Source organism: Glycomyces luteolus (assembly GCF_027622875.1).
Lineage (GTDB): Bacteria > Actinomycetota > Actinomycetes > Mycobacteriales > Micromonosporaceae > Glycomyces > Glycomyces luteolus.
Window position 1 is genome coordinate 400,923 of the sequence record NZ_JAPZVP010000002.1, and the last position, 23,604, is coordinate 424,526.

The 23,604-nt window shown below is 69.9% G+C and carries 17 protein-coding genes; 13 read left to right on the forward strand and 4 right to left on the reverse strand.

Annotated features, from left to right (window positions below):
• The first annotated feature begins 167 nt into the window (after window positions 1-167).
• The 8 genes from cobA to O1R50_RS03900 all read left to right on the forward strand — a co-directional run bounded on the left by cobA (window position 168) and on the right by O1R50_RS03900 (window position 10,960).
• Window positions 168-1,361: a uroporphyrinogen-III C-methyltransferase gene (cobA, locus tag O1R50_RS03870; protein WP_270108549.1), complete on the forward strand. Its 1,194-nt coding sequence runs from the start codon at window positions 168-170 to the stop codon at window positions 1,359-1,361.
• Window positions 1,362-1,591: 230 nt separating this feature from the next.
• Complete coding sequence (locus O1R50_RS03875; RefSeq protein WP_270108551.1) at window positions 1,592-2,683, forward strand: hypothetical protein; 1,092 nt, start codon at window positions 1,592-1,594, stop codon at window positions 2,681-2,683.
• Between the two features lie 333 nt (window positions 2,684-3,016).
• Entirely contained in the window at window positions 3,017-5,674 is a 2,658-nt protein-coding gene (locus O1R50_RS03880) for a fibronectin type III domain-containing protein (protein WP_270108552.1), read from the forward strand.
• Between the two features lie 60 nt (window positions 5,675-5,734).
• The gene (locus O1R50_RS03885) at window positions 5,735-6,715 is read left to right on the forward strand and encodes an AAA family ATPase (protein WP_408612595.1); all 981 of its coding nucleotides are present in this window, start codon (window positions 5,735-5,737) and stop codon (window positions 6,713-6,715) included.
• Between the two features lie 71 nt (window positions 6,716-6,786).
• On the forward strand, window positions 6,787-8,013 hold the full coding sequence (locus O1R50_RS03890) for a DUF58 domain-containing protein (RefSeq protein ID WP_270108554.1): 1,227 nt from the start codon (window positions 6,787-6,789) through the stop codon (window positions 8,011-8,013).
• Window positions 8,010-10,142 carry a transglutaminase-like domain-containing protein gene (locus tag O1R50_RS03895; RefSeq protein WP_270108555.1) on the forward strand — a complete coding sequence of 711 codons (2,133 nt, stop codon included), beginning with the start codon at window positions 8,010-8,012 and terminating at the stop codon, window positions 10,140-10,142. Before O1R50_RS03890 ends, O1R50_RS03895 begins: the two co-directional genes overlap by 4 nt.
• A gap of 92 nt (window positions 10,143-10,234) precedes the next feature.
• Entirely contained in the window at window positions 10,235-10,450 is a 216-nt protein-coding gene (locus O1R50_RS26245) for a DivIVA domain-containing protein (protein ID WP_408612586.1), read from the forward strand.
• A 9-nt stretch (window positions 10,451-10,459) separates the two neighbouring features.
• Window positions 10,460-10,960, forward strand: a complete 501-nt coding sequence (locus tag O1R50_RS03900) for a DUF4190 domain-containing protein (protein WP_270108556.1) — start codon at window positions 10,460-10,462, stop codon at window positions 10,958-10,960.
• 161 nt (window positions 10,961-11,121) lie between these two features.
• On the opposite strand, the gene O1R50_RS03905 is transcribed toward O1R50_RS03900, so the two are convergent.
• A complete protein-coding gene (locus tag O1R50_RS03905) occupies window positions 11,122-11,781 on the reverse strand; it encodes an HNH endonuclease family protein (RefSeq protein WP_270108557.1) in 660 nt (219 codons plus the stop codon).
• Between the two features lie 247 nt (window positions 11,782-12,028).
• Here O1R50_RS03905 and O1R50_RS03910 point away from each other — a divergent pair, with 247 nt between their 5' ends.
• From O1R50_RS03910 to O1R50_RS03925, 4 genes are all read left to right on the forward strand, one after another.
• Window positions 12,029-12,439 carry a hypothetical protein gene (locus tag O1R50_RS03910; protein WP_270108558.1) on the forward strand — a complete coding sequence of 137 codons (411 nt, stop codon included), beginning with the start codon at window positions 12,029-12,031 and terminating at the stop codon, window positions 12,437-12,439.
• 78 nt (window positions 12,440-12,517) lie between these two features.
• Entirely contained in the window at window positions 12,518-13,582 is a 1,065-nt protein-coding gene (locus tag O1R50_RS03915) for a FecCD family ABC transporter permease (RefSeq protein ID WP_270108559.1), read from the forward strand.
• Complete coding sequence (locus tag O1R50_RS03920; RefSeq protein WP_270108560.1) at window positions 13,579-14,706, forward strand: FecCD family ABC transporter permease; 1,128 nt, start codon at window positions 13,579-13,581, stop codon at window positions 14,704-14,706. Before O1R50_RS03915 ends, O1R50_RS03920 begins: the two co-directional genes overlap by 4 nt.
• Window positions 14,633-15,574: an ABC transporter substrate-binding protein gene (locus O1R50_RS03925; protein WP_270108561.1), complete on the forward strand. Its 942-nt coding sequence runs from the start codon at window positions 14,633-14,635 to the stop codon at window positions 15,572-15,574. The genes O1R50_RS03920 and O1R50_RS03925 overlap by 74 nt, the downstream gene beginning before the upstream one ends.
• A 55-nt stretch (window positions 15,575-15,629) precedes the next feature.
• On the opposite strand, the gene O1R50_RS03930 is transcribed toward O1R50_RS03925, so the two are convergent.
• Window positions 15,630-16,547, reverse strand: coding sequence for a carbohydrate kinase family protein (locus O1R50_RS03930; RefSeq protein WP_270108562.1), 918 nt, complete (start codon window positions 16,545-16,547; stop codon window positions 15,630-15,632).
• A 134-nt stretch (window positions 16,548-16,681) separates the two neighbouring features.
• Complete coding sequence (locus tag O1R50_RS03935) at window positions 16,682-18,709, reverse strand: MSCRAMM family protein (RefSeq protein WP_270108563.1); 2,028 nt, start codon at window positions 18,707-18,709, stop codon at window positions 16,682-16,684.
• 506 nt (window positions 18,710-19,215) lie between these two features.
• Here O1R50_RS03935 and argS point away from each other — a divergent pair.
• The gene (gene argS, locus O1R50_RS03940) at window positions 19,216-20,931 is read left to right on the forward strand and encodes an arginine--tRNA ligase (protein ID WP_408612596.1); all 1,716 of its coding nucleotides are present in this window, start codon (window positions 19,216-19,218) and stop codon (window positions 20,929-20,931) included.
• Between the two features lie 309 nt (window positions 20,932-21,240).
• On the opposite strand, the gene O1R50_RS03945 is transcribed toward argS, so the two are convergent.
• A complete protein-coding gene (locus O1R50_RS03945; protein ID WP_270108565.1) occupies window positions 21,241-23,298 on the reverse strand; it encodes a cellulase family glycosylhydrolase in 2,058 nt (685 codons plus the stop codon).
• Window positions 23,299-23,604 lie beyond the last annotated feature (306 nt).

Below are 23,604 nucleotides of genomic sequence, written 5' to 3' on the forward strand. Positions count from 1 at the left end.
GGTACTGCTTTCCTGAAGGCTCCGAACGTAATAGGAGCTCACATAACTCTGGTCCGCCCCGCATCGCGGGTTTCGCGTAACAGGCTCGCAATCCGCCGGATAGATGCTCGCGACGAAACCCGCATACGCTTGTCGAGTCTTAACAGGGAGTGCTGGAGGAGGCACACGTGTCGGTCTACGAGATCGGGCTGCGGCTGCAGGGCAAGTCGGTGCTCGTCGTCGGCGGCGGTTCCATCGCCGGGCGCCGGGTCCCCCGCCTGCTGTCCGCCGGTGCCCGCGTCCTGCTGGTCGCCCCCGAGGCCACCACCACGCTCTCCGACTACGCGGCCGCCGGAGAGATCCAGTGGGAGCGCCGCGAATGGCGCTCCGGCGACGGCGACGACGCCTGGTTCGTGCTCGCCGCGACCGACGCCCCGGATGTGAACGCGGCCGTGGCCGCCGAGGCCGAGGCCCGCCGCACCTGGTGCGTGCGCGCCGACGACGCTGCGGCCTCCGACGCCTGGACCCTCGCGCACACCGAGTTCGACGGCGTCTCCGTCGCGGTCTCCGCCTCCGGCGACCCGCGCCGCGCCGCCTCGATCCGCGACTCGATCGCAGCGGGCCTGCGCACCGGCGACATCGATGCGCCTCGCAACCGCACCACCCGCCCCGCGGGCGTCGCCCTTGTGGGCGCCGGTCCCGGCGACGCCGACCTCATCACCCTCCGCGGCCTCGAACTGCTCCGCCAGGCCGAGGTGGTCGTCTCCGACCGGCTCGCCCCGCAGGAGCTGCTCGACATGCTCGGCGAGGACGTCGAGATCGTCGACGCCGCGAAGCTCCCGTACGGGCGGCACACCACCCAGGAGCAGATCAACGCCGTCATGGTCGAACGCGCCCTCGAAGGCAAGTTCGTGGTGCGGCTCAAGGGCGGCGACGGCTTCGTCTTCGGCCGCGGCGCCGAAGAGCTCGACGCGTGCCTCGAAGCCGGGGTGCCCGTCGAGGTCGTCCCGGGCCTCTCCTCCTCGATCGCCGGACCGGCCGCCGCCGGGGTCCCCGTGACCGAGCGCGGCGTCGTGCACGACTTCACCGTCGCCACCGGCCACGTCCCGCCCGGCCCGCTGAGCAAGGTCAACTGGGCCGCGCTCGGCGCCGGGCACGGCACCATCGTGCTGCTCATGGCCGTCAAGAACCGCGCCGCGATCGCCGAAGCGCTCATCGAGGGCGGCCGCGCCCCCGGGACCCCGGTGCGCATCGTCGAGAACGCGACCACCAAGAACCAGACCGTCCGGGAATGCGCACTCGCCGACCTCGGTGTCACCGAAGCGCACCACCCGTCCGTCATCGTCATCGGGGACGTCGCCGGGAGGGCCCGCGAACTGTGAGTTCCCGCAGGTAAACACCAAGATTCGGGCGGCGTCGGAGGTTCACTCCGGCGCCGCCGCAGTTTTACCTGATCCACTCTTTACAAGCCCGACCACAGGCCGTAATATTCGTCCATCAACAGCGCAGCGATCGTTGCGCTAAACCACCATGGTCACGTTCTGCACCACTGGTGTACTTCCATTCAAGCGGGCACGTCCCGCTGACCCTTATTGTCCTTTTTGGAGTGTGCATGCGCATTCGTGAGTTCTCCGCTGAGCTCGCTTCGCGGCTCAAAGTCGCCTACGCGGTCCGGAATGTCGACCTGACATCACCCGGGCTGACCCTGGTCGACGGATGCGCGCCCCGACCCGGCCACATCCTGGCCGCACGGGTCGACGCGATCGGCCACCACAACTGGCTCGAGCTCGGCAACGGCCGCAAGGCCGCCATCTACCCAGGAGACGAGATCCTCCTGGCCTTCGGCGAGCGCTACGCGCCCGACCAGTACGAGTCCCGCGTGCCCGAAGTCCTCGGCACCTCGGTGGACCTCGTCGCCGCGGGCGGCGTCGCGGGCGAGGTCCTCTCGCGCCACGGCGACATGCGCCCCCCGACCCGGCTCGAGCCGCTCGGGATCCTCGCCGACCGCGAAGGCGTACCGATCGACCTGCGGCGCTACAGCGTCCTCGCGCCGTTCGGCCTCGGCGACCACCCGCCCGTGGTCTGCGTCGTCGGCACCTCCATGAACGCCGGGAAGTCCACCACCGCGGCCAGCGTGATCCGCGGCCTCTCGCGCGGCGGCCGCCGCGTCGCGGGCATCAAGATCACCGGCACCGGCGCCGGCGGCGACCCGTGGATGTTCCGCGACTCGGGTGCGGTCGTCGCCGCCGACTTCACCGACGGCGGCTACCCGACCACCGCGGGCATCCCGGTGCCCGAACTCGCCGAGCTCGCCCAGACCCTCTACCACCACGCCGCCGCGCACGACGTCGACGCCGTGGTCATGGAGATCGCCGACGGCATCCTCCAAGCCGAGACCTCGGCGCTGCTCGAGCACCCCCTGGTGCGCGAGCTCGTCGACGGCGTGGTCCTCGCCGCGGCCGACGCCGCCGGGGCCCGCTACGGCGCGCAGCACCTGCGCGCCCTCGGCCTCCCGGTGATCGCGGCCTCCGGCAAGCTCACCCAGTCCCAGCTCGCGATCCGAGAAGCCGTGGCGGGCATGGACGCCCCGGTCTACACCCCCGGCGAACTCGCCGAGGCGCATGTGGCCCAGGAGATCCTGACCCTCGCGGGCGTCGCCCGCACCCGCCGCGCAGGCGTCCTCGAACTCGGCGAGGCCGCCTAGCGAAGACCCATGCGAAGACGGGGAACGGCGGCGCACGAAGCGTCGCCGAGCAACACCACACAGGCAGACGACGACGGCGGTGCGCCACAGCGCACCGCCATTTTGTGTTGATAGGACGCCTTTTGTCATGCCTCACGTGTCGGTAACCTGACCTGCTTGGGCCACTTTGGGCGACCCCAGACCGATACGGGTTTGTGACAATGGCAGCCTAGTCCTGATTGCGCTGACGAATTAGGCTCGGGTTCGTGTGCCGCCCCCGAGGCACCAGGGGCCCTTCTGGCGCTCGCGCCCCGACAACCCGGCATAGCTGACCCCGCAGAGGAATTCCCCCTTATGACCACTCGCAACGTCGACGCCCGACGCCTCAACGTCAAGGGCCTGCTCATCGCGATAGGGCTGCCGGTGGTGCTGGTCGGCGCGCTGGTGGCGACCCTGCTCGGTACCGGTGCGTTCAGTCGCGACAGCGAGCTCGAGGATTCGAGCCTGTGGCTGTGGACGACTCCGGCCGGTGAGATCGCCCGCGTGAACGGGCTGACGGCCGCGACCGACGTCCGCTTCCCGCTGACCGACGCGGCCGGGAACGAGGTCCAGATCGAGCAGACCGATTCGCATCTGCTGCTGCGGGAGATCGCCTCGGGAAAGGTCTCGGCGATCGACCTCTCCACTCTGGAGTTGACCGGCGAGGCCGAGACCGCGCCCGGTGAGGGCGTGCGCCTGGCGCTCGCCGACGAGGGCGCGTTCATCATCGATCAGACGCAGGGCCTGGTCAACCAGGTCGACCCGTCCACGCTCGCCGCGATCGGCGACCCGCTGCAGTTCCCCGCCGGGCTGACCGGCGGCGCGTTCGACACGGCCGGGAAGCTCTGGATCGGCGTGCCGCGCGAGGGCACGATCGTGCAGATCGAGCCGAAGGAGAAGGGCGCCCGGACCGTCGCGACCGAGGTCGTGGCCGAGCCCCGCCAGGAGCTGGCGCTCACCGTCCTGGGTGACGGTGTGGCCGTGCTGAACTCCACCGCGAAGAAGATGACGACGATCCGCGCCGACGGCCGCCGGTCCCAGACCGATGTGGAGCTGGTCGGCCCGGCCGAAACGGCCGACACCAGCCCGGGCACGATCGCCTCGGTCACGGTGACCGATCCGCCTTCGGTCGTCACGGTCAATGATGAGGAGTCGAAGCGGTTCTCGATCGCTGCGGCGCCCTCGAACCTCCTCGGCGCCTCAGTGGAATTCCACCAGCGGATCTACGTCCCGGACGGCGCCTCGGGCCTGGTCTGGGTCTACGACCTGGACGGCAACGAGCTGGACCGGATCGAGATCGACGCGGGCGGGGGCCCGGTCGAGCTCTACCACACCGGCGACACGCTGTTCGCCAACGCGGTCAACACGAACGCGGCCGTGGTCGTCTCCTCCGACGGCAACGCCCGCCAGGCCGAGAAGGACCGCGACGACATCCTCGGCGGCAACGCCCCGCCGGAGGAAGAGGAAGACGCCGGCGACGAAGGCGATGACGAAGGCGACGACGAGACCGCCCCCGAGATCGGCCCGCCCGGGGCGGTCACCAACCTCCGCGGCACCGTCGGCGACGGCCTCATCAACCTGTCCTGGGACGCCGCGCCCAACAACGGCTCCGCGCTCACCAAGTACACGATCGAAGGCGCGGGCCAGACCTGGGAGATCGCCCCGGACCAGCGGGTCCTGGAGATCAAGGACCTCGAGAACGGCACGCCGTACACCTTCACGGTGACCGCCCACAACGCCGAAGGCCAGGGCGACGCCGCGACCTCCCCGTCGATCACGCCCTCCGCCGAGGTCCCCGACCCGGTCGCCAGCGTCGAGGCCACTGCCAACAACGACGGCACCGTCACCGTGACGTGGGACGAGGCCAACGGCCAGGGCAACGACGTCTCCGGCTACCAGATCGAGGCCATCGCCTCCGGGAAGAACGTCGTCGTCGGCCGGTCCGACACGACCACGTTCACCGTCCCCGAAGGGACCCTCGACTACGGCACCGGTTACGTCTTCCAGGTGACGACCCTCGCCGGGGCCGCCGCTTCAACGCCGTCACCGCCGTCGAACTCGGTCACCCCGTTCAATGTGCCCGACAAGCCGTCCGAGCTGCTCGCCGAGACCGCGAGCGACGCCGCCGGATCGATCGACGTGACCTGGCAGCAGCCGTCCAACAACGGCCGTGACATCACGAAGTACATCGTCAGGGCCGGATCCCAGACCGTCGAGGTCGGCGGGAACACCACCACCGCACGCGTCTCGGGCTTCGGCAACGGTGAAGAGGTCCCCGTCTCGGTCGTCGCGGTCAACGAGGCCGGTGAGTCCGAACCGGCCACGACCACCTCGAACACGATGGTCGCCCCGCAGGCCGCCATCACGGGCTGGTCGAGCGACACCCACTACATGACGATCGACTTCACCTTCGACGACGGCGGCGGCGACGCCACCTGCCAGCTCTTCCGGCACCCCTCCTCCGGAGAGGTCGCCGACACCGAGGAAGCGTGCGACGGGTCGATCACCTCGACCAAGTACTACTCCTCGACCGAGTACACGTGGCATGTCGAGATCACCAACCCCGTGGGCGTGGTGGACACCGAGAAGCAGCTGACCAACACCAAGAACATCAACGGCACGGTGTACTTCGGCTGCTCGGAGATCGACAACAACTACTGCAGCACCCCGAACTCGCAGAACGGCGGCCAGGACGGCGTGTCGATCCAGACCAAGCCGAGCAACGGCGACCACCTCGGCTACGTCAAGACCGGCAGGGCGCTGACCGCGAAATGCTGGACCACCGGTACTACGATCACCCCGCGCGGGAACGAGAGCGACGGCGCCGTCGACTACCACCCGGGCAAGGACGCCACCGACAAGTGGATCCGGGTCAACTACGGAGACAACGAGAACGCGTACATCTCGTTCGCCTGGTACAACCTCGACGGTCAAGGAAAGAACTCGATCGAGGGCCTCGTCCCATGCAACTAGCAAGGAGAACTTCCCGTGCACGACACCTCGCAGACCCACCCGCTGCAAGTGCCTAGGCGCCTGCAGCAGCCGGTCCAGCTGGGTTCCGCGCAGGCCGAGCAGTTCGCCGCGACGTTCGAGGCGCTGGCCTCGGCCGTCGACACGATCGTGCTCGGCAAGCAGGAGGTCGTGCGCCTGGCGCTGACGGCCATGTTCTCCGAAGGGCACATCCTCCTCGAAGACGTGCCCGGGACCGGCAAGACCACGCTCGCCCGGACGATCGCCGCCGCGGTCTCCGGGCAGTGGCGGCGCATCCAGTTCACGCCGGACCTCCTGCCTTCCGACGTCTCGGGCGTGACGATCTTCAACCAGGCCAGCGGCGCCTTCGAGTTCCACCCCGGCCCGGTGTTCGCGAACATCGTGATCGCCGACGAGATCAACCGGGCCAGCCCGAAGACCCAGTCCGCGCTCCTGGAGGTCATGGAGGAAGGCCGCGTCACCGTGGACGGCAACCCGCACCAGGTGCCGCAGCCGTTTCTCGTGGTCGCCACCCAGAACCCCGTCGAGATGGACGGCACCTACCGCTTGCCCGAGGCCCAGCTCGACCGCTTCCTCGTGAAGCTCAGCGTCGGCTACCCGGTCGAGGCCGCCGAGATCGAGGTCCTGCGCGGCACGCACCAGCGCAGCCCCGAGCATCTCGCGCCGGTGGTCGACACCGACACGGTGGCGCAGATGGCGGAGATGGCCAAGCACGTGTACATCGCCGAGCCGCTGTACACCTACCTTGTGCAGCTCGCGAACGCGACCCGGAACCACCCGCAGGTGGCCGTCGGCGTCAGCCCGCGCGGTCTCATCGCGTTGACCAGGGCCGCAAGCGTGTTCGCGCTCTCGCAGGGCCGCACGTACATCATCCCGGAGGACGTGAAGGCCCTGGCGGTGCCGGTGTTCGCGCACCGCATCCAGACCGCCCCCGACGCGGCCATGCGCGGCGTCACCGGCGCCGCGATCGTCGCGGACGCCTTCGACCAGGTCCCCGTTCCGCTGCCGGCCTCGGCGGCATGAGCGAGTCCGGTCGGGCCTCCGGACCCGCACCGGGCGAGGCCGAGAAGTCCATTTCGGCCCCACGGCGACGCTTGCGAGCCGTAGATCAGGAGAGCCAGGCCGCTAAGCGGATCGCGAACCTCGCACTCGCGGTGCCGGTCACCGGCCGCGGCGTCGGGCTCGCCCTCGCGGCGGTCGGACTGCTCATCGCGGGTTGGGTCTGGGGCTACCCGGAGCTGGCGACGCTCGGCGCGGCCTCCGCGCTCGCGTGCGTTGCCGCCGGATCCGTGATCGCCGCCAAGCCGCGCCTCGAAGTCGAGCGCGCCGTCGCCCCCGACCGGATTTCGGTGGGCCACGACGCCACGGTCACCTTGAACGTGCGCAACGCCGGGCGCTGGCGCTCGGTGAACGCCCGCGCGGTCGACGCCTACGGCGGCTCCGGCCTCGAGACCCGCCGCGTCTCGATCCCGCTCGCGCGCCTGCGACCGGGCAAGAGCGCCGGGGCGAGCTACGCGATCAAGGCGGAGCGGCGCGGCGTGGTCGACGCCGGTCCGCTGACGATCGGCAAGCGCGACCTCCTCGGGCTGGCCGCGACCGCCGGGACCTTCGGTACGACCGCGCGCCTGTGGATCCACCCGCGCCTGCACCAGCTCGGCCGCACCCCGGACGGCCTCGCCCGCTCGCTCGAAGGCACTGCCGACAAGGTCGAGCAGGGCTCGCTCACCTTCCACGCCTTGCGCGAGTACGTGATCGGCGACGAGCTGCGGCACGTCCACTGGCGCACGTCGGCGCGCATCGGCAAGCTCATGGTGAAGGAGCACCTCGACACCTCGCTGCCCACGGTGGCGATCGCGATCGACGACCGCGCCGATAGCTGGCCCGCCTCGCCGGGATCGCTTGCACCGCAACCGTTCGAGGCCGCCTGCGAGGCCGCCTATTCGATCCTCACCGCCTGCTTCCGCGCCGAGTACCACGCGGCGCTCGTACCGGCCTCCGGCGCGGTCGTCTCCGGGGCCGGGCGCGACTCCTACGGCGACCTGCTCGCCGAGCTGGCCCCCGACGCGAAGGACTCGCTGAGCGCGTACGTCTCCCGCCTCACCGCCGCCCGCTACGGCGACACGCTGGTGTGGATCACCGGCACCGAGCCGCCCACGGACCGGCTCGCCACCCTCAAGCGCGCCTACCCCACCGTCATCGCGGTGCACCTCGCGCTCGGCCTGCCGACCTCGGCTTCGCTCGCCGGGGGCGTGCCCACGATCCGCGCGGCCGACGGCGAGCAGTTCGCGGCGGCCTGGAACAACGGCGGGACGCGGCTGTGAGCACGAGAAGGACCCGCTACCGACTGCGCGTCGCCGCCGTCGCCGCCTGCCTCACCCTCATGTGCGTGGTCGCGGGCACCGTCGCGGCCCGGGTCTACCACGGCCAGATGCTCCTGCTGCTGGTCGCCGGGGCCGCGTTCGGCGCGTTCGCGATCGGCTTCGCGCTGCGCAACCGCCCCTCGTTCCTCGCTCCCGGCATCTCGGCCACGGGCCTGGCCGCGTACCTCCTCGGGGCGATCGCGCTCACGAGCGACGGCACGGAACCGCTCGGCGTCACGATCGTCGACGCGCTGGTGAACGCCGTGCCGCGCACGCTGACCGCGCTCATCCCGGTCGAGCCGGTCCCCGACACCGTGGTGGTGCCGGTCTTCCTGACGTGGCTCGCCGCCTCGCTCTCATGCGAGTTCGCGATCCGATACGGCCGCACGCTCCTCGGCTGCCTGCCGCCGACGCTGCTGTACGGCGCGGGCCTGTACCTGGTCGGCCCGAACGCCGACGCGGGGCCGCTGTACGCGATCGCGTTCTGCGTGCTCGCGGCCGCGGCGCTCGCGGTGACCGCCGCGCCGCCCGAGCGCCGGCCCGACCGCGACGCCACTGTGGACGGTCAAGCGCCCTCGCGCATGCCCGCGCTCATGGGCGCGGTCATCACCACCACGGTGCTGCTCGCTGCTGTCGCGGTCCTTGGCCCGGCCGCGGCCCGGCTGGTGACGACCAGCCCGGGCGACCCGCGCGAGTACGTGGAGCCGCCGCAGCTCACGGACATCGACCTCAACCCGCTCGTGCGCATCGCCGAATGGGCGCAGTACCCCGAGCAGGAGCTGTTCAAGGCGGACACGAGCGCCGACGCGTGGATGCGCCTCGCCGTGCTCACCGAATACGACGGCACCACCTGGCAGGCCACCGGCGACTTCCGCACCGCGGGCACCGTGGTCCCCGGCGCGGGCGAGGCGACCTACTCGGCGGACGTCGAGATCATCGAGCTCGGCGGCAAACTCGTGCCCGCCGCCGCCGACCCCGCGAGCGTCACCGATCTGCCGATCGCCGTGAACCTCTACACGAAATGCCTGCTCACTCCGGACGGCCTCGCCACGGGCACGAGCTTCCACGTCGACTCCGCGCTCGTCGCCAACGATCCGGCGGGCGCCGAGTCGGCCCGCCCGGACCTCTCCGACGTCACGACCGTCGGCGTCCCGCCCGGGACCCCCGAGATCATGGCGACCATCGCCGAGTACATCAACGCCACCTACGACACGCCTTACGAACGGGCCCAAGGGCTCGCGGACTTCCTCTCCCAGCACTACTCCTTCGACGCCCAAGCGCCCTCCGGTCACGACCTGCCCGCCCTCGGGTTCTTCCTCGGCAGCCCCGTCACCGCCGGCGGGCAGCGCGGCACCAGCGAGCATTTCGCGGCGGCGTACGCGGTGATCGCCCGCATGGTGGGCCTGCCGAGCCGGGTCGTGGTCGGTTTCGACGTGCCGTCGGGGTCGAGCACGGTCACGGCCGCGCAGGGCCAGGCCTGGCCGGAGGTCGCGTTCGACGGGCCCGGGTGGGTCCGCTTCGATCCGATGCCGGCCGCCGGGGTCGCTCCGGTCCCGCCGGAGGAGACGCTGGAGAAGATGGAGGAGGAGACGCCGAGCCCTGAGGAGGCCGAGGGCGGCGGCGGTGAGGCCGAGGACTTCAACGACGAGGCGCTGGAGCAGGACGGCGACTTCAACGAGGAGGCCGGGCAGGCGGGCGGCGGGGTGCCGCGCTGGGTCTGGTACGCGGCGGGCGCGCTGCTGCTGGCCTGTGTGCCGTTGGCGCTCAAGCTGCGTCGTGCGCTGCGGCGGAGGCGGCGCCTGCGGAGGGGGTCGCCGGCGGAGCGGGTCGCGGGTGCTTGGGCCGAGGTGCTGGCGGAGGCTTCGCGGGCGGGTGTGAAGGTGCCCGGCCATGCGAACGCGGAGGAGGCTGCGGGGCGTCTGTCGGCGTTGAAGGCCGATATCGGGGCTTTGCCGCGTCTGGTGAACGCCGCGGCTTTCGCGCCGGGGGCGGTCTCGGAAGCGGACGCGCGTGCCGCGACGGCATTGGTCGGACCATTCTCACGGACAATCAGGCATCAAGTGAAATGGTTGAGACGTTTCTTGACTTAACGTGTGGCCGTTACGAGTTGTTATGACCGTTGAAAATTGATCATGGGCGGGGCGATCCCACTCCGTGGTGTAGACCTGGCAGACTGTGACATATGGAGAACCCCTTCTTCTCTGTCCGTTTCCGCGGATACGACCGAGCCCAAGTCGACCGTGCCGTGGCCCGCGTCAGAAGAGCCACTGAGGCCGGCGCGCCTCCGCATCCCGACTCCCTCGCCGATCTGGGTTTCCAATTGACCTTGCGCGGCTACGACACCCGGGAGGTGGACGAGTACTTCACCGAAGTCGCGAGATCCCTTCGAGGCAGCTAGTCTGGGGGCGTGACCGCGCAGGATCCGTATCAGCCTCACATGCAGCCGCCGCCTCCCCAGGCCGCTCCGCCGGTCCACGGCTACGCGCAGCCGCAGTACCAGCACCCGTATCCGATGCAGCCGATGCAACCCGTGCATCCGGTCTGGCAGCCGATGGCAGTCCCCGCACCTGCCATGGTCGACGGCTTTCTCCTCTGGTTCCCGCGTCTCAAGCCGATTCCCTCGGGTCCGGCCATCGGTTCACTGGTGGCCGGGATCGCGGGCATCGGGGGCGCGATCCCGGGGCTGTTCGGCGCGATCTTCAGTCCTTGGGCGGGCCTTACGTTCTTCATGTCGGCAGCGCTCTTCGGCATCGGCTCGGTGTCCTTGGCCGTGTACGCGCGGCGCCAGATCCGGGCCGCGCAAGGCGGCGTCTCGGGCAAGGGCGTGGCGACGACGGGTCTGGTCCTGGGCCTCGTGGCCTGCGGCCTCGCGCTCATCACCGGCCTGATATCGCTGGCGACCGCTTAGACCACAACGCAGCGGCGGGGGGGGCGGGGGGGGGGGGGGCGCCCGCGGGGGGGGGGGGGGGGGGGGTGTGGTGGGGGGGGGGAGGGGGGCCGGCCCCCCCCCAACAACCCCCCCCCCGCCGGCGCGCCCCGCCGGGCCCCCCCCCCCGCCGCTGCCTTCGTCTAGCAGTAGGTGTTGAAGTGCGACTGGATCGCGGTCTTCTCCGCGGCGTTCACGGAGAGGTCGTACAGGTACTTCACGTGCGTCCAGGCCTTGACATAGTCGCAGCGCACCGAGGTGTTGGTGGGCATCCACTCGGCCGGGTCCTTGTCGCCCTTGGAGGAGTTCGCCGAGGTGGTGGCGATCCACAGCTGCGGGGAGCTGATGTCGTTGGCGAAGTCCTCGCGCTCGGCGGTGGTCCACTGGCTCGCGCCGGAGGCCCAGGCCTCGGAGAGGGCCACGACGTGGTCGACGGTGGCGTTGGAGACCGTCGAGGTCCAGGTGTTGTCGAAGTCGGACTGCCAGGAGCCTGAGTCGGGCTGGCAGTCGGAGCCGGTCTGGACGTTCGAGCCGTCGCGCTTGAGCACGTACTGGCGGGCGGTGCAGCCGCCGCCGACCGAGGACCAGTGGGGGAAGAGGTCGCGGTCGTAGGAGTCGCCGTTCGACTCGTTCGCGACGGTGAGCTGGTTGAGCTCGGACTGCGCGGTCGAGAGCGAGGGGATGCCAGGGGGCCGCACGGCTCCGGCGGGGGCGGTGTCGAGGACGAGCACGGTGAGGACGGCGAGCGAGGCCGCCGCCGCGATGGCGAGGGCACGCTTCGCGGCGCGCTTGACTGCTTGCATGGAGGCTCCTGTGGGGGAGTGACCGGCGGATTCAGGGGGACGGGCGGGAACGGCGCACGTGAATGCGATGTTCACTCGTGAATCATCGAATCATGGGATGTCAGCGCCGCGCAAGGGGCGAAGGCAATCTTTTACCCACAGGACATTGCAAACTTACGAAATCATCTGGATGTGGACATCTGCGGCAGCGGCGCTTCCGTCCTCGCAAGTCCGTTTTCGCCGGCGGACGACTGGGTACGATCGCGGCATGACGATCAGCGGCACCGAATCGCGCCTCGACGGCCTCGCCCTCACGTACCTGCCCGAGGAGTTGGGCACGCCCTCTGATTTCGTGAGCGAATGGGAGGGCGTCGACTGCACGCAGCGCGTGTGGGAGACCGAGATCGAGCCCGGCTCCTGGCGTGTCGACCTCCAGGTGCAGGTCATGCGCGCGCCTCGGCTCAGGGACCTCAAGTCCCTCAAGGAGTTCCTGTTCGAGTACCACGAGCGCGGCGACGACTGGAGCCCGAGCGCCTACGGCGACGACGGCTTCGCGAGCGACAGCGAGATCGCCCGCCTCATCGAACCGGGCCTCGCCGTCGAAGTGCGCGACCCCTTCGAGCGCAAGGGCTTCGAAGCGGTCAAAGCTGTCGCCGAGGGCATCCGCCTCCCCGAATGACCTGCGGATCCGAGAGTGCGGGTCACATTCCGCACTCGAGCCTTCCCCATTAGGTTAGGCTCCCCTATGCTCTAATGCGTGCCCTTCCCCGCCGCCCGACTGCGCTCCGACAAAGCCAGACGCTCGCTCAAGGCCGGACCCGCCCAGACCGCGCGCGGGCGCACCCTCACCATCACCGCTGCGACGATCGCCTTGGGCCTCATCGTGATCGCCTCCCTCGCCATCGGCGCCCGCGACCTCACCCCCGCCGAACTCTGGCACGGACTCACCCGCACCGACCCCATCGCGGCCGCCGTCCTCTGGGAGCAGCGCGTCCCCCGCACCGCCGTCGGGCTCCTCGCCGGAGCCGGACTCGCCGTCGCCGGGGTCCTCATGCAGACCCTCACCCGCAATCCGCTCGCCGACCCGCGCATCTTCGGCGTCGCCGCCGGGGCGAGCCTCGGCGTCGTCATCGGCCTCAGCGTCCTGGGCCTCACCGGCATCGGCCAGTACGTGTGGCTCGGCATCGCGGGCGCCCTCGCCGCCGGACTCATCGGGTACGCCGTCTCCACCGTGGCCGCCCGCACCACCGGCGGCGGCACCGTCACCTACGCGCTGACCGGCGCGGCCCTCGACGCGAGCCTCTCCGCCATGGTCTACGCCGTGCTCGCCACCGACGTGCACTCCTTCGACCAGTACCGGTTCTGGGCCGTCGGCTCCCTCGCCGGACGCGACGCCGAAGTCGCCTGGGGCATGGCCCCGTTCCTCCTGGGCGGCATCGCCCTCGCGCTCCTGACCGCCCGCGGCCTCGACGGCCTGCAGCTCGGCGCGGAAGCCGCGGCGGGGCTCGGCCACCGGGTCGGCCTCACCCGGGCCGCCGCCGCGATCACCGTCGCGCTGCTGACCGGCGCGGCGGTCGCCGCCGCCGGACCGATCGGCTTCATCGGCCTCGCCATCCCGCACCTCGCCCGCTGGGCCGTCGGCGCGACCCACCGCGGCCAGATCGCCCTGAGCCTGATGCTCGGCCCCTGCATGCTGCTCACCGCCGACGTCATCGGACGCGTGATCGTCCCCGGCGAGGCCCCGGCGGGCATCATCTGCGCCGTGATCGGCGCGCCGATGCTCATCGCCCTGGTACGCAGAGCAAGAACGGTGACCGCATGACCCGCACCGCACTCCCCGAAGCCCGCGCGCTGCCGCTCCCCGGCCGCACCACCCTCCGCGCGGGCGGACTCTCGCTCACGGTCCACCGCCGCAGCGCCGCCGTCTGCGTCCTCCTCCTCACCGCCCTCCTCGCCGCCGCCACCGCCGCACTCTGCTTGGGCGACACCTACATCACCTTCGCCGACACCATCGCCACCCTCACCGGCGAAACCGGATACGACCGCACCATCGAAGTCCTCCGCCTGCCCCGCACGGTCCTCGCGGTCGCCGCCGGAGCCGCACTCGGCATCGCGGGCGCCCTCATCCAATCCGTCGCCCGCAACCCCCTCGCCAGCCCCGACATCATCGGCGTCACCGCCGGAGCCGGACTCGCCGCCACCTTCGCCCTCACCGCCGGATTCGCCTACGCGCTCCTCGCCCCCGCCGCCCTCACCGGCGGCCTCGCCGCCGCCACCGCCGTCCTCCTGGTCGCGGCCCGCGGCTCACTCTCCGCGCCCCGCTTCGTCCTCGCCGGCGTCGCCGTCGCAGTGCTCCTCAAATCCGGCACCCAGATCCTCCTGCTCGCCGCCGACGCCATCGACGCCCAGCGCGCCCAGATCTGGCTCATCGGCACCCTCGCCGGACGCGGCTGGACCGAAGCCGCCTTCCTTGGCGGAGTGCTGATCTGCGCCCTCCCCGCCCTCGTCTGGGCCCAGCACGCCCTCGACACCACCGACCTCGACGACCCCACCGCCACCGGCCTCGGCGTCCGCGTCACCGGCCGCCGCATCGGCCTTGCCGTCCTCGGCGTCGTCCTCGCCTCCGCCGCCGTCTCCCAAGTCGGCGCCGTCGAGTTCGTCGCCCTCGCCGCGCCCCAGATCGCCCGCCGCCTCGCCCGCACCTCCCGCCCGCCCCTCCTCGCCTCGGCACTCACTGGCGCCGTGCTGCTCGTCCTCGCGGACTGGCTGGGCCGCACCGCATTCGGCGACTACCAGATGCCCGCGGGCGTCCTCACCGCCGCGCTCGGCGGCGTCTACCTCATCTACCTGCTGCTGACGAAAGGAACCAGAAATGAGAAGAAGACTGCTGGCCCTTGGAGCCGCCTCCGCCTGCGCGCTCGCGCTGGCCGCGTGCGGGACCTCTGACCCGGCCGCCGAACGCAACGACGCCGAAGGCGAGGCCCGCACCATCGAGCACGCGATGGGCAGCTCCGAGATCCCGGCCGAGCCCCAGCGCGTGGTCGTGCTCGACACGGACAAGATCGACACCGCGCTCTCCCTCGGCGTCACCCCGATCGGCGCGGCCCGCGCGAGCGAGACCGAGCTGCCGACCTACCTCGGCGACCTCTCCGGCGTCACCGTCGTCGGCACCACCGCCGAGCCCGACCTGGAGGCGATCGAGGCTCTCGAACCGGACCTGATCCTCGGATCGAAGTTCCGCCAGGAGGCCTTCTACGACGAGCTGAACGCGATCGCCCCGACCGTGTTCACCGAGCAGGTCGGCGTCACCTGGAAGGAGAACTTCCTCCTCGACGGCGACGCCCTCGGCAAGGGCGACGAGGCGAAGCAGCTCCTCGCCGACCTCGAGACCCGCGCCGCCGAATTCGGTGCGTCCCTTGGCGACGCGGTCGCCACCGAGGTCAGCCTGGTGCGCTTCATGCCCGATCAGATCCGCTACTACGGCCCGGACTCCTTCTCCGGCATCGTCCTCGGCGACGTCGGCCTCGCCCGCCCCGAGCTCCAGCAGTTGAACGGCGCTGAAGACCGCCGCTTCGGCGAGGTCTCGGCCGAGGAGCTCGACTCCGTCGGCGGCGACGTGATCTTCTACTGCGCCTACGGTTCCGACGGCCAGGCCATGCTGGCCGAGTACACGGGCGGCGAGCTCTGGCAGTCGATCCCCGCGGTCCAGGGCGGCAAGGCCCACGAGGTGAACGACGAGGTCTGGATGACCGGCATCGGCGTCACCGCCGCCGGCATGATCCTCGACGACCTCGAGCAGTACCTCCAGGCGTAAGACGGCGGGCGAAGGGCCGGACACGCGAGCGTGTCCGGCCCGAATGCTCTGCGGGTCAAGCGAGTTCGCTCTTCCAGGGCGGGTTCGCGCCCGCCCTTGAGCAGGTGAACGCCGCGACCTTCGAGGCGAACCTGACGGCCTCGCGGGCCTCCTCGGCGGTGAGCCGGTCGAGGTCGCCCGGCCGCAGGCGCTCGTTGCGGCCCAGCCAGTCCAGCAGCGCCCCGCTGAAGGCGTCGCCCGCGCCGACGGTGTCGACCAAGTCGGTTTCCGCCGCGGGCACCGCGAACGATTCGCCCCCGGCCCACACCAGCGAACCCTGGCCGCCGCGCGTCACCACGACCAGTCTGCGGCCCTTGTCGATCCAATGCGCCGCCAGCTCCGCCGGGTCGACGCCCGGCCAGACCCACCCCAGGTCCTCGTCCGAGACCTTGACGATCGCGGCGAACTTGAGCCAGCGCTCCAGGCGCTCCTGGTAGGCGGCGCGGTCGCCCAGCAGCGCGGGCCGCACGTTCGGGTCGAGGCTGATGGTCGTGCCCGTGCTGAGTCCGGCGATCCACCGCTCGATCACGATGCCGCCGGGGTCGACCGCGAGCGCGAGGGATCCGGCGTGGACGGCGTCCAGACCTGGGTTGTGCGGCAGTTCGGCGGCATGCCACCGCCAGTCGGCGGTGCCCTCCACATGGAACGCGTAGTCCGCCGAGCCCTGCGGGTCGACGGACACGATCGCCAGACTCGTGGGCTCCTCGGCGTCGACGATCCAGCGCAGGTTCACGTTCGATTCGGCCAAGTGGGTGCGCAGCAGCTTCCCGAATGCGTCCCCTGAGAGCCGTCCCAGGAACGCGACATCGGAGCCCAAGCGCCCCAATGCCACTGCCACGTTCATCGGACTGCCGCCCGGATGCGCGACCGGATGCCGGGCGTCGCTCTGCTCGACCTCCAGATCGATGAGGGCCTCGCCCACGACTCCGATCATCACCGCACCGGCCTTTCGTCTCCTCGACGTAGCGGAAGTCGATGATAACGGCCGGCCTCGGCTCGGCGATGACGCTCGCGCCCTCCCTGATGCGGCCCGCTGGCCCGGCTTCCCTCTCTGTTCAAGCGCCTCCGCTAGAGCATCAGATCCGACGCCTCGGCCCGCGCCGCCGCGATCGCCACCGCGCCAGCGGCGAGGAGGAACAGGGCGCTCATGAGCGCGAGGCGGACGCTCAATCCGGTGCGCGGCAGGTCGTCCCCGTCCGCGACCGCGGACGGCTCCTCTTCGCCCGCAACGGCGTTGGGGCCCCCGCTCGGGTCGCCGGGGTCGGTCGCGGGATCGCCGGGGCCGTCGGGCTCGGCGGATTCGAAGAGCGCGAAGTCCGCGACCGCGTCGCCGCACGTGTTCGAGTTGGCGACGGTCTTCTCGTCCTCGCCGTCGACCTCGTAGCCGCCGGGCGCGGAGATGGCCACCGTGTGCGATCCGGACGTCAGGTTGCCGACCCGGTACGTCCCGTCGACCTCTGTGGTCGCCTGCTCCGGCGAGCCGCCCTCGGGGGTCACGGTCATTGCGACGCCGCCCATCGGCGCGCCGTCAGGGCCGGTCACCGTCCCGGTGACGGCGGCGGGCTCGGAGTAGTAGAAGTGGATTCCGGACACGTCGGTGTCGACCACCCTCACCGTCTTCGTCGTCGGGATCTTGGCGCTATGCCCCTCGGGCACATCGACTTCGACGGTGTAGAGGCCCGCCGGGAGCCCCGCGAAGGCGTAGCCGCCGTCCGCGCCGGTGACGGTGGACTCGGTGGCGCCGCCGGGTCTGGTGAGCGTCACCGTCACGCTGGGGAGGGGCTCGTCGCAGGAGATCGCCAGGCCGAGGAGCCGCGCCTGAGCCGTCAGGACGAAGTCCTGGCCGGTGATGGGAGTGGTCTGCGCGGGCGCGACCGTGATGTCCCGCTGGTCGGCGCCGGCGTAGTCGTATCCCGCCGGTTCATCGATGGTGATGACGTGGTCGCCCGCGGGCACCCCGTCGAACAGGTAGTCGCCGCCGGAGTCGGTGACCGTGGTCCTGGTGGTCCCGCCGTCGAGGGCGACCGTCACCGGGACGCCGCCGAGGTTCTGGCCTTCGGCGGTGGAGACGTTGCCGCTCACCGAGGTCGGCACGATGTCCCTTAGCTGGAAGTCGACGGAAGCCGCGGGGCAGGTGCTCAGGTCCACCGGCTGCCGCTTGTCGCCGTCCGCGATCTTCCCGTCCGGCGCGATGACCTCGACTGTGTAGCCGCCGCCGATCATGTAGTCCGGGAACGAGTACGAGCCGTCGGCGCCGGTCGTGGCCGATTCGGCCACGGACCCGCTCGAGTCGATGAGGTTGACCGTCGTTCCGGCGGACGGGGCGCCGGAGTCGGTGACCGTCCCGGTGATGTCGCAGCCGAGCGACGCGAACCAGGTCTGGAAGAGGGGGAACCCGGCGCGGCGGGTGAAGACGAAGGTGAGCGACTTGACCGGCACGGTCGGCTCGAACCAGCCGCTCGCACCGTCAGTGTCGGCGGCCGCGTCATTGCCGACCAGCGTCTGCGCCCCGGCGTCCCAGGTCGGCTGGTCGGTGTCCTCTCCCGGGCAGGAGGGGCCTCCGGGCGACAGGTCGCCGCAGTAGTTGAAGGCCCCCTGGAACCCGAGTTCGGCGGCCGTCAAAGTCGTCCCATCCGGTCCCTTGGCGATCACCCTGACCTGGTCGGCGTCGATGTCGCCCAAGGCGAAGGCCCACCCGCCCGGCGGCACGGGGAGGTCGAAGGCGTAGTGGGTGTACGAGGGCGAATCGGCCCGGTCGGCCTTGGGCCGCAGATTGAGGTAGGGCTGGTTCTGCGAGGTCCCGTACTTGGCTCCGATCGGAGTCCCCTCGGACAACCAGGTGGACTGGCCGGAGATGACGCCGACCTCGCCGCCGCGCGAGTTGCTGGTGACGTCGGCGCTGATCATCGGACCTGAGGGAAAGGTCATGGTGGTGCGGTAGTCGCCGGCAACGCCCTCGAAGGGCCCCCACTCACCCCACGACCCGGTCGCCTGCGCCCGCGCGGACCGGTCGAGGACCAGGCCGCTCGAGACCAGCGCGAGGAGCGCGCACAGCAGGAATATCGAAGCCCTTGTAGACGATCGCGCGGCATGCATTCCGGCAGCGTATGGCAAATACGGCCCCATACTGGGCTAACAGTCCGTTGTGCCCGAAAAACCGGGAACCACCCGCTGCCGGGCACTCCCGCCCTCGGCCCGGCAGCAGGAAGACGCAAAAACAAGGACCGACCGAAGTCGCATGACTGCTGGTACTCCCGAGCGGATTCGAACCGCCGTTTCCGCCTTGAGAGTGCGTTCCTGTCAAACATGCAGGAAGCTGGTCGCGCACCTGATCGTTGTAAATTAATGACTCCGCACGGTGATCTCCAAACTCCTGGCGCTCCGCGTGATCGGCCCACGCAGTCGCGGATTCTACGAACACCGCCACCCGACCACCGACAACGGCCTCCTGCGGCCCACCGTCACCGCCACGGTCTGACCTCAGATACCCTTACCTGCGAAAACATTCTGATCCGCGCATCGCGGTCCACAATCCCATTTCGAAGGAAGCATTCGTGAACGTCAAACCAGTGACTCCGCTCGCCGAGGCCGTCGAGACCGCCATGGTCGACGCCCTCCGACGAGCCCTGCCCGAAACCGGCAGGACGGAGCCCCTGGTGCGACGAAGCGACCGCGCCGACTACCAGGCCAACGGCGCACTCCCGCTCGCCAAGCAGCACGGCCGCAACCCGCGCGAACTCGGCGAAGTCGTCGCCGCCGCGATCGACGCCCCCGACTTGATCGCGGCGGCCGAGGTGTCCGGTCCTGGCTTCATCAACATCGACCTCACCAGCGAAGCCATCTGGCGGCAGGTCGCCGCCCGCCTCGACGTTGACCGGCTCGGCATCGGACTCCCACTGGCGGGCAAGCGGATCATCGTCGACTACTCCGGCCCCAACGTCGCCAAAGAAATGCACGTCGGCCACCTGCGCACCACGATCATCGGCGACGCACTCGCCCGCCTGGCCGAAGCGCTGGGCGCGACCGTGATCCGCCAGAACCACCTGGGGGACTGGGGCACCCAGTTCGGCATGCTCATCCAGTACCTGAACGAGCACCCCGAAGCTGAATGGCACCACGCCGATGACGCCGACCCGACGGCGAACGTCGCCGCCCTCGACCGGCTCTACCGTGAGGCCCGCACCGTCTTCGACTCCGACCCCGACTTCAAGGACCGTGCCCGCGCCCGCGTCGTGGCACTACAGAGCGGCGACGAAGACACCCGCAAGGTCTGGCGCGACCTCGTCGAAGTGTCCGCTGAAGCGTTCGATGCGATCTACGAGCGCCTCGGCGTCAGCCTCACCGCGGCCGACCTCGCAGGCGAATCCACTTATAACCACCTTCTCGACGACGTCGTCGCCGAACTCGTCGATGCCGGAATCGCCGTCGAATCCGAAGGCGCCCTATGCGTCTTCTTCGACGACATCACCGGCCCCGACGACAACCCCGTCCCGCTCCTGCTCCGCAAAGCCGACGGCGGCTACGGCTACGCCGCCACCGACCTCGCCGCCATCCGCTACCGCATCCGGGACCTCAAAGCCGACCAGATCCTCTACGTGGTCGATGCCCGCCAAGCCCTCCACTTCAAGCAGGTCTTCGCCACCGCCCGCCGCGCCGGCTGGCTAACCGATGAGGTCGAAGCCGTCCACGTTCCATTCGGCACGGTCCTCGGCCCGGACGGCAAGCCATTCAAGACCCGTTCCGGCGGCACGGTTCGCCTCATGAGCCTCCTCGATGAAGCCATCGCCAAAGCCAGCGATGTCATCGCCAAGAAGAACGCTGACGCCGACCCCGACGACCTCGCAGCGCTCGCCGCCGCCACCGGCATCGGCGCGGTCAAATACGCCGACCTCTCCAACAACCGCATCAAGGACTACGCCTTCGACACCGACCGCATGGTCTCCCTCACCGGCGACACCGGCGTCTATCTCCAATACGCCCACACCCGCCTTTCCTCCATCCTCCGTAAAGCAGGAGCGATGACCGCCTCTGTAGATCCGACGGCCCCCATGTCGAAAGAGGAACGGGCGCTGGCGCTCCACCTCGACGCGTACAGCGCCACCCTCACGGAGGCCGTAGGTGAGCGCGAACCGCACCGCCTCTGTGGTTATCTCTACGCACTCGCACGAACCTTCACGAGCTTCTACGAAGCCAACCCAGTCCTCAAAGCCCAAACCGACCAAGCGCGAGAGAACCGTCTCTGCCTCGTCCGGCTCGCTAAGGACACCCTTGCCCACGGACTTGGGCTCCTCGGCATCGCAAGTCCCGGCTCTATGTAGAGCCGTTGTCCTACCGGTTACCAGCGCCAATACCTTGAGCGGCCTCGCCAGTGGCCCAGTTGTGGTGGAAGATCCACTGAGATCTTTGGTTTTCAGCTGCGCATCCGGCACCCCGCAGGATTGCTCTTCGCTGATGAGATTCGACGCGAAGAGGAGACGGTGACGGCTTGATGTACGTCCGCACGCTAAAAGGCAACGACGACAAGGGAACGTGTGGCGTCGACGTCGTCATCGCCACCGGGGGCCGGGATTTGATCATCCACTGAAGCGGCGTGGGCGCCTGGGTGCCCACGCCGCCTCGGGTGCCGTCTAGGCAGAGGTTCCGGTCACGGTCGTGCCGGTCTTGGTGACCGTGTAGTCGACCGTGCCGCCGCCCCAGAAGTGGAACGTGAGGGTGACGGACTCACCCTCCCTGACCGCGTTGAAGAAGTCAGCGGTCAGGCCGATCGAGCCCGCAGTGTAGTCGGGCCGGTAGGTCGCCCAGAACTCCTTGAAGGAGGTCCAGTCGTGCGGCCCGGCATAGGTGCCGTCGGCGTACTTGGCCTCCATCGTGGCGATCTGGTCGCCGTTGAACTCGGTCGGGATCGCGAACGCGTTCACGGCCCCGGAGACGTCGGAGAGCTGCGGCGTGTCGTAGGTGATGATGTGGATCCGCCAGGACAGCCCGTCCGAGAAGCGGGCCTCGATCGTGGCGTTGGTGCCGTAAGCGCGGTCGCCTGCGAGGCGGGTGAGCGCGGCGGCGGTGAGGGTGAGCGTGTCGCCCTCGACGGTGTAGTCGTCGCCCTCGGCCAGTGCGGTGTCGCCCTGCCACAGTCCCTCGAATTCGAGGCCGTTGCGGTTGAGGGTGAGGGACTCGTCCGCGATGGTCCCGGCCTTCTCGAGGTAGATCGAGTCGAACGAGGCCGTGCCCGAACGCGTCGTCACGCCCGAATCCATGTACGACTGCACGAGCGGGTCGCGCCATTCGAGGGTGTCGCGGTTGAGGTAGGAGCCGGCGTCCCACAGCATCAAGGTCATCTGCTTGTCCCGGGCCTGGAACGTCATGCCCTCGAAGAACTTCAGCAGTTCCCCGTACTGCTGAGAAGGCACGATGGGACGTGTCCAGTCGTAGCCGAGGACGCCCCACTCCCCGATGATGACCGGGATGTCGTCGGCTACGAAGGTGTCGTGCACACGCTCGAAGGTCGACGTGATGTCCTGCTCGACCTGCTCGCTGTAGGTGGTGCCCCCGGCGATGTTGACGCTGAAGGGCCAGGGACCGTACATGTGGACGGTCGCGGCGATCATCGGGTCCTCAAGAGAGTCGATGGTGGCCTTGAGCGCGTCCAGCTGCGGCTGGTCGGCGCTGGTGACCAGCGTGGGCATCACCAGGAGCCGGCCCTCGTTGTTCCCGCCGGAGCCGCGAACGATCTCGTGGAAGGCGACGTTGAGCTCGTGGACCAGCGCGTCCCCCGCTGCGGGTTCGGTGTCGGTGAACTGCGGCTCGTTGATGCTCTCGAAGGACAGCTCGGACGGGTAGTCCTTGAACCGCTCGGCGATCTGAGTCCAGATCGCCTCGTATTTGCTGAGCACGCCGTCGTGGTCGGTGGGCATGGCGCTCATCCACATCCACGAGTCGTGGTGGATGTTGAGCAGCACCTGCAGGTCGTTCGCGAGGGCCATGTCGGTGACCTGGGCGACGCGGTCGAGCCAGGCCGGGTCGATCGTGTAGCCCGGTGCGGGGCCGAGGTTCTCGTCCCAGGTGACGGGCAGGCGGAGCGAGTTGTAGCCCTCGGCCTTGACGGTCTGGAGGAGTTCCTCGGTGATCAGCGGGTTGCCCCAGCCGGTCTCACCGCCCAGCGCGTCGAGGGTGTTGCCGACGTTCCAGCCCGGCTGCATGGCAGCGACCTGCTCCATGGCAGTGACCGGACCGGTCGGCGGGGTGGTCGGTTCGCCCACGGAGCCGTCGCAGAGGCGGCCGTTGAGGCGGAACTCGGTCGGGTCGGTGTTCGCACCCGACCATGAACCGGTGAACCCGAACGAGGTCGAACCGCCGGTCGCGAGCGCGGCGTTGTAACCCAGGCTGGAGGCCTTGGCGGATGCGGATTCACTCTTGTTCTCGGCGTTCCACATGCGGGTGACGCGCTGGCCGTCGGCCCAGGTCCACTCGAGGTCCCAGGTATTGACGGGCTCACCGAGGTTGGTGACCTGGACGTTGGCGTTGAAGCCGCCGGACCATTGGCCGGTGACCTTGTAGTCGACCTCGCAGCCTTGGGCCGCTTGGGCGCCGACGGCGCCGATCAGTCCCGCGGTCAGGGCCGTGACCGCGGCGGCGGCGATCGCGCCGAGGCGCATTCGTCTTCTATGGATGATGCCTGGAGTCTTCACGGTTCTCCTTGGGGGAAGGCGGGTTCCGTGAGGGCGCGGCGCTAGACGCCGGAGGGGGGTCGAACTCCTGGTGCGCCACCAGACTAAGTTTGCCGACCAAATTTTGTCAATATGTCGATCTGAACTCGTGATCGCAGCCGACCCTTAACGCCGGGTGTTCCAACAAAATTCGGCTGAGCCGACGGCCCCGAGCCCGACCGGGCCCTGGACCTACCGGGGGACGGTCATGCCGGCGCAGGGCGGCAGCTTCACCAACCACCCCGGGGTGATCGACTTCAAGGGGAACTCGTACTTCTTCTACCACAA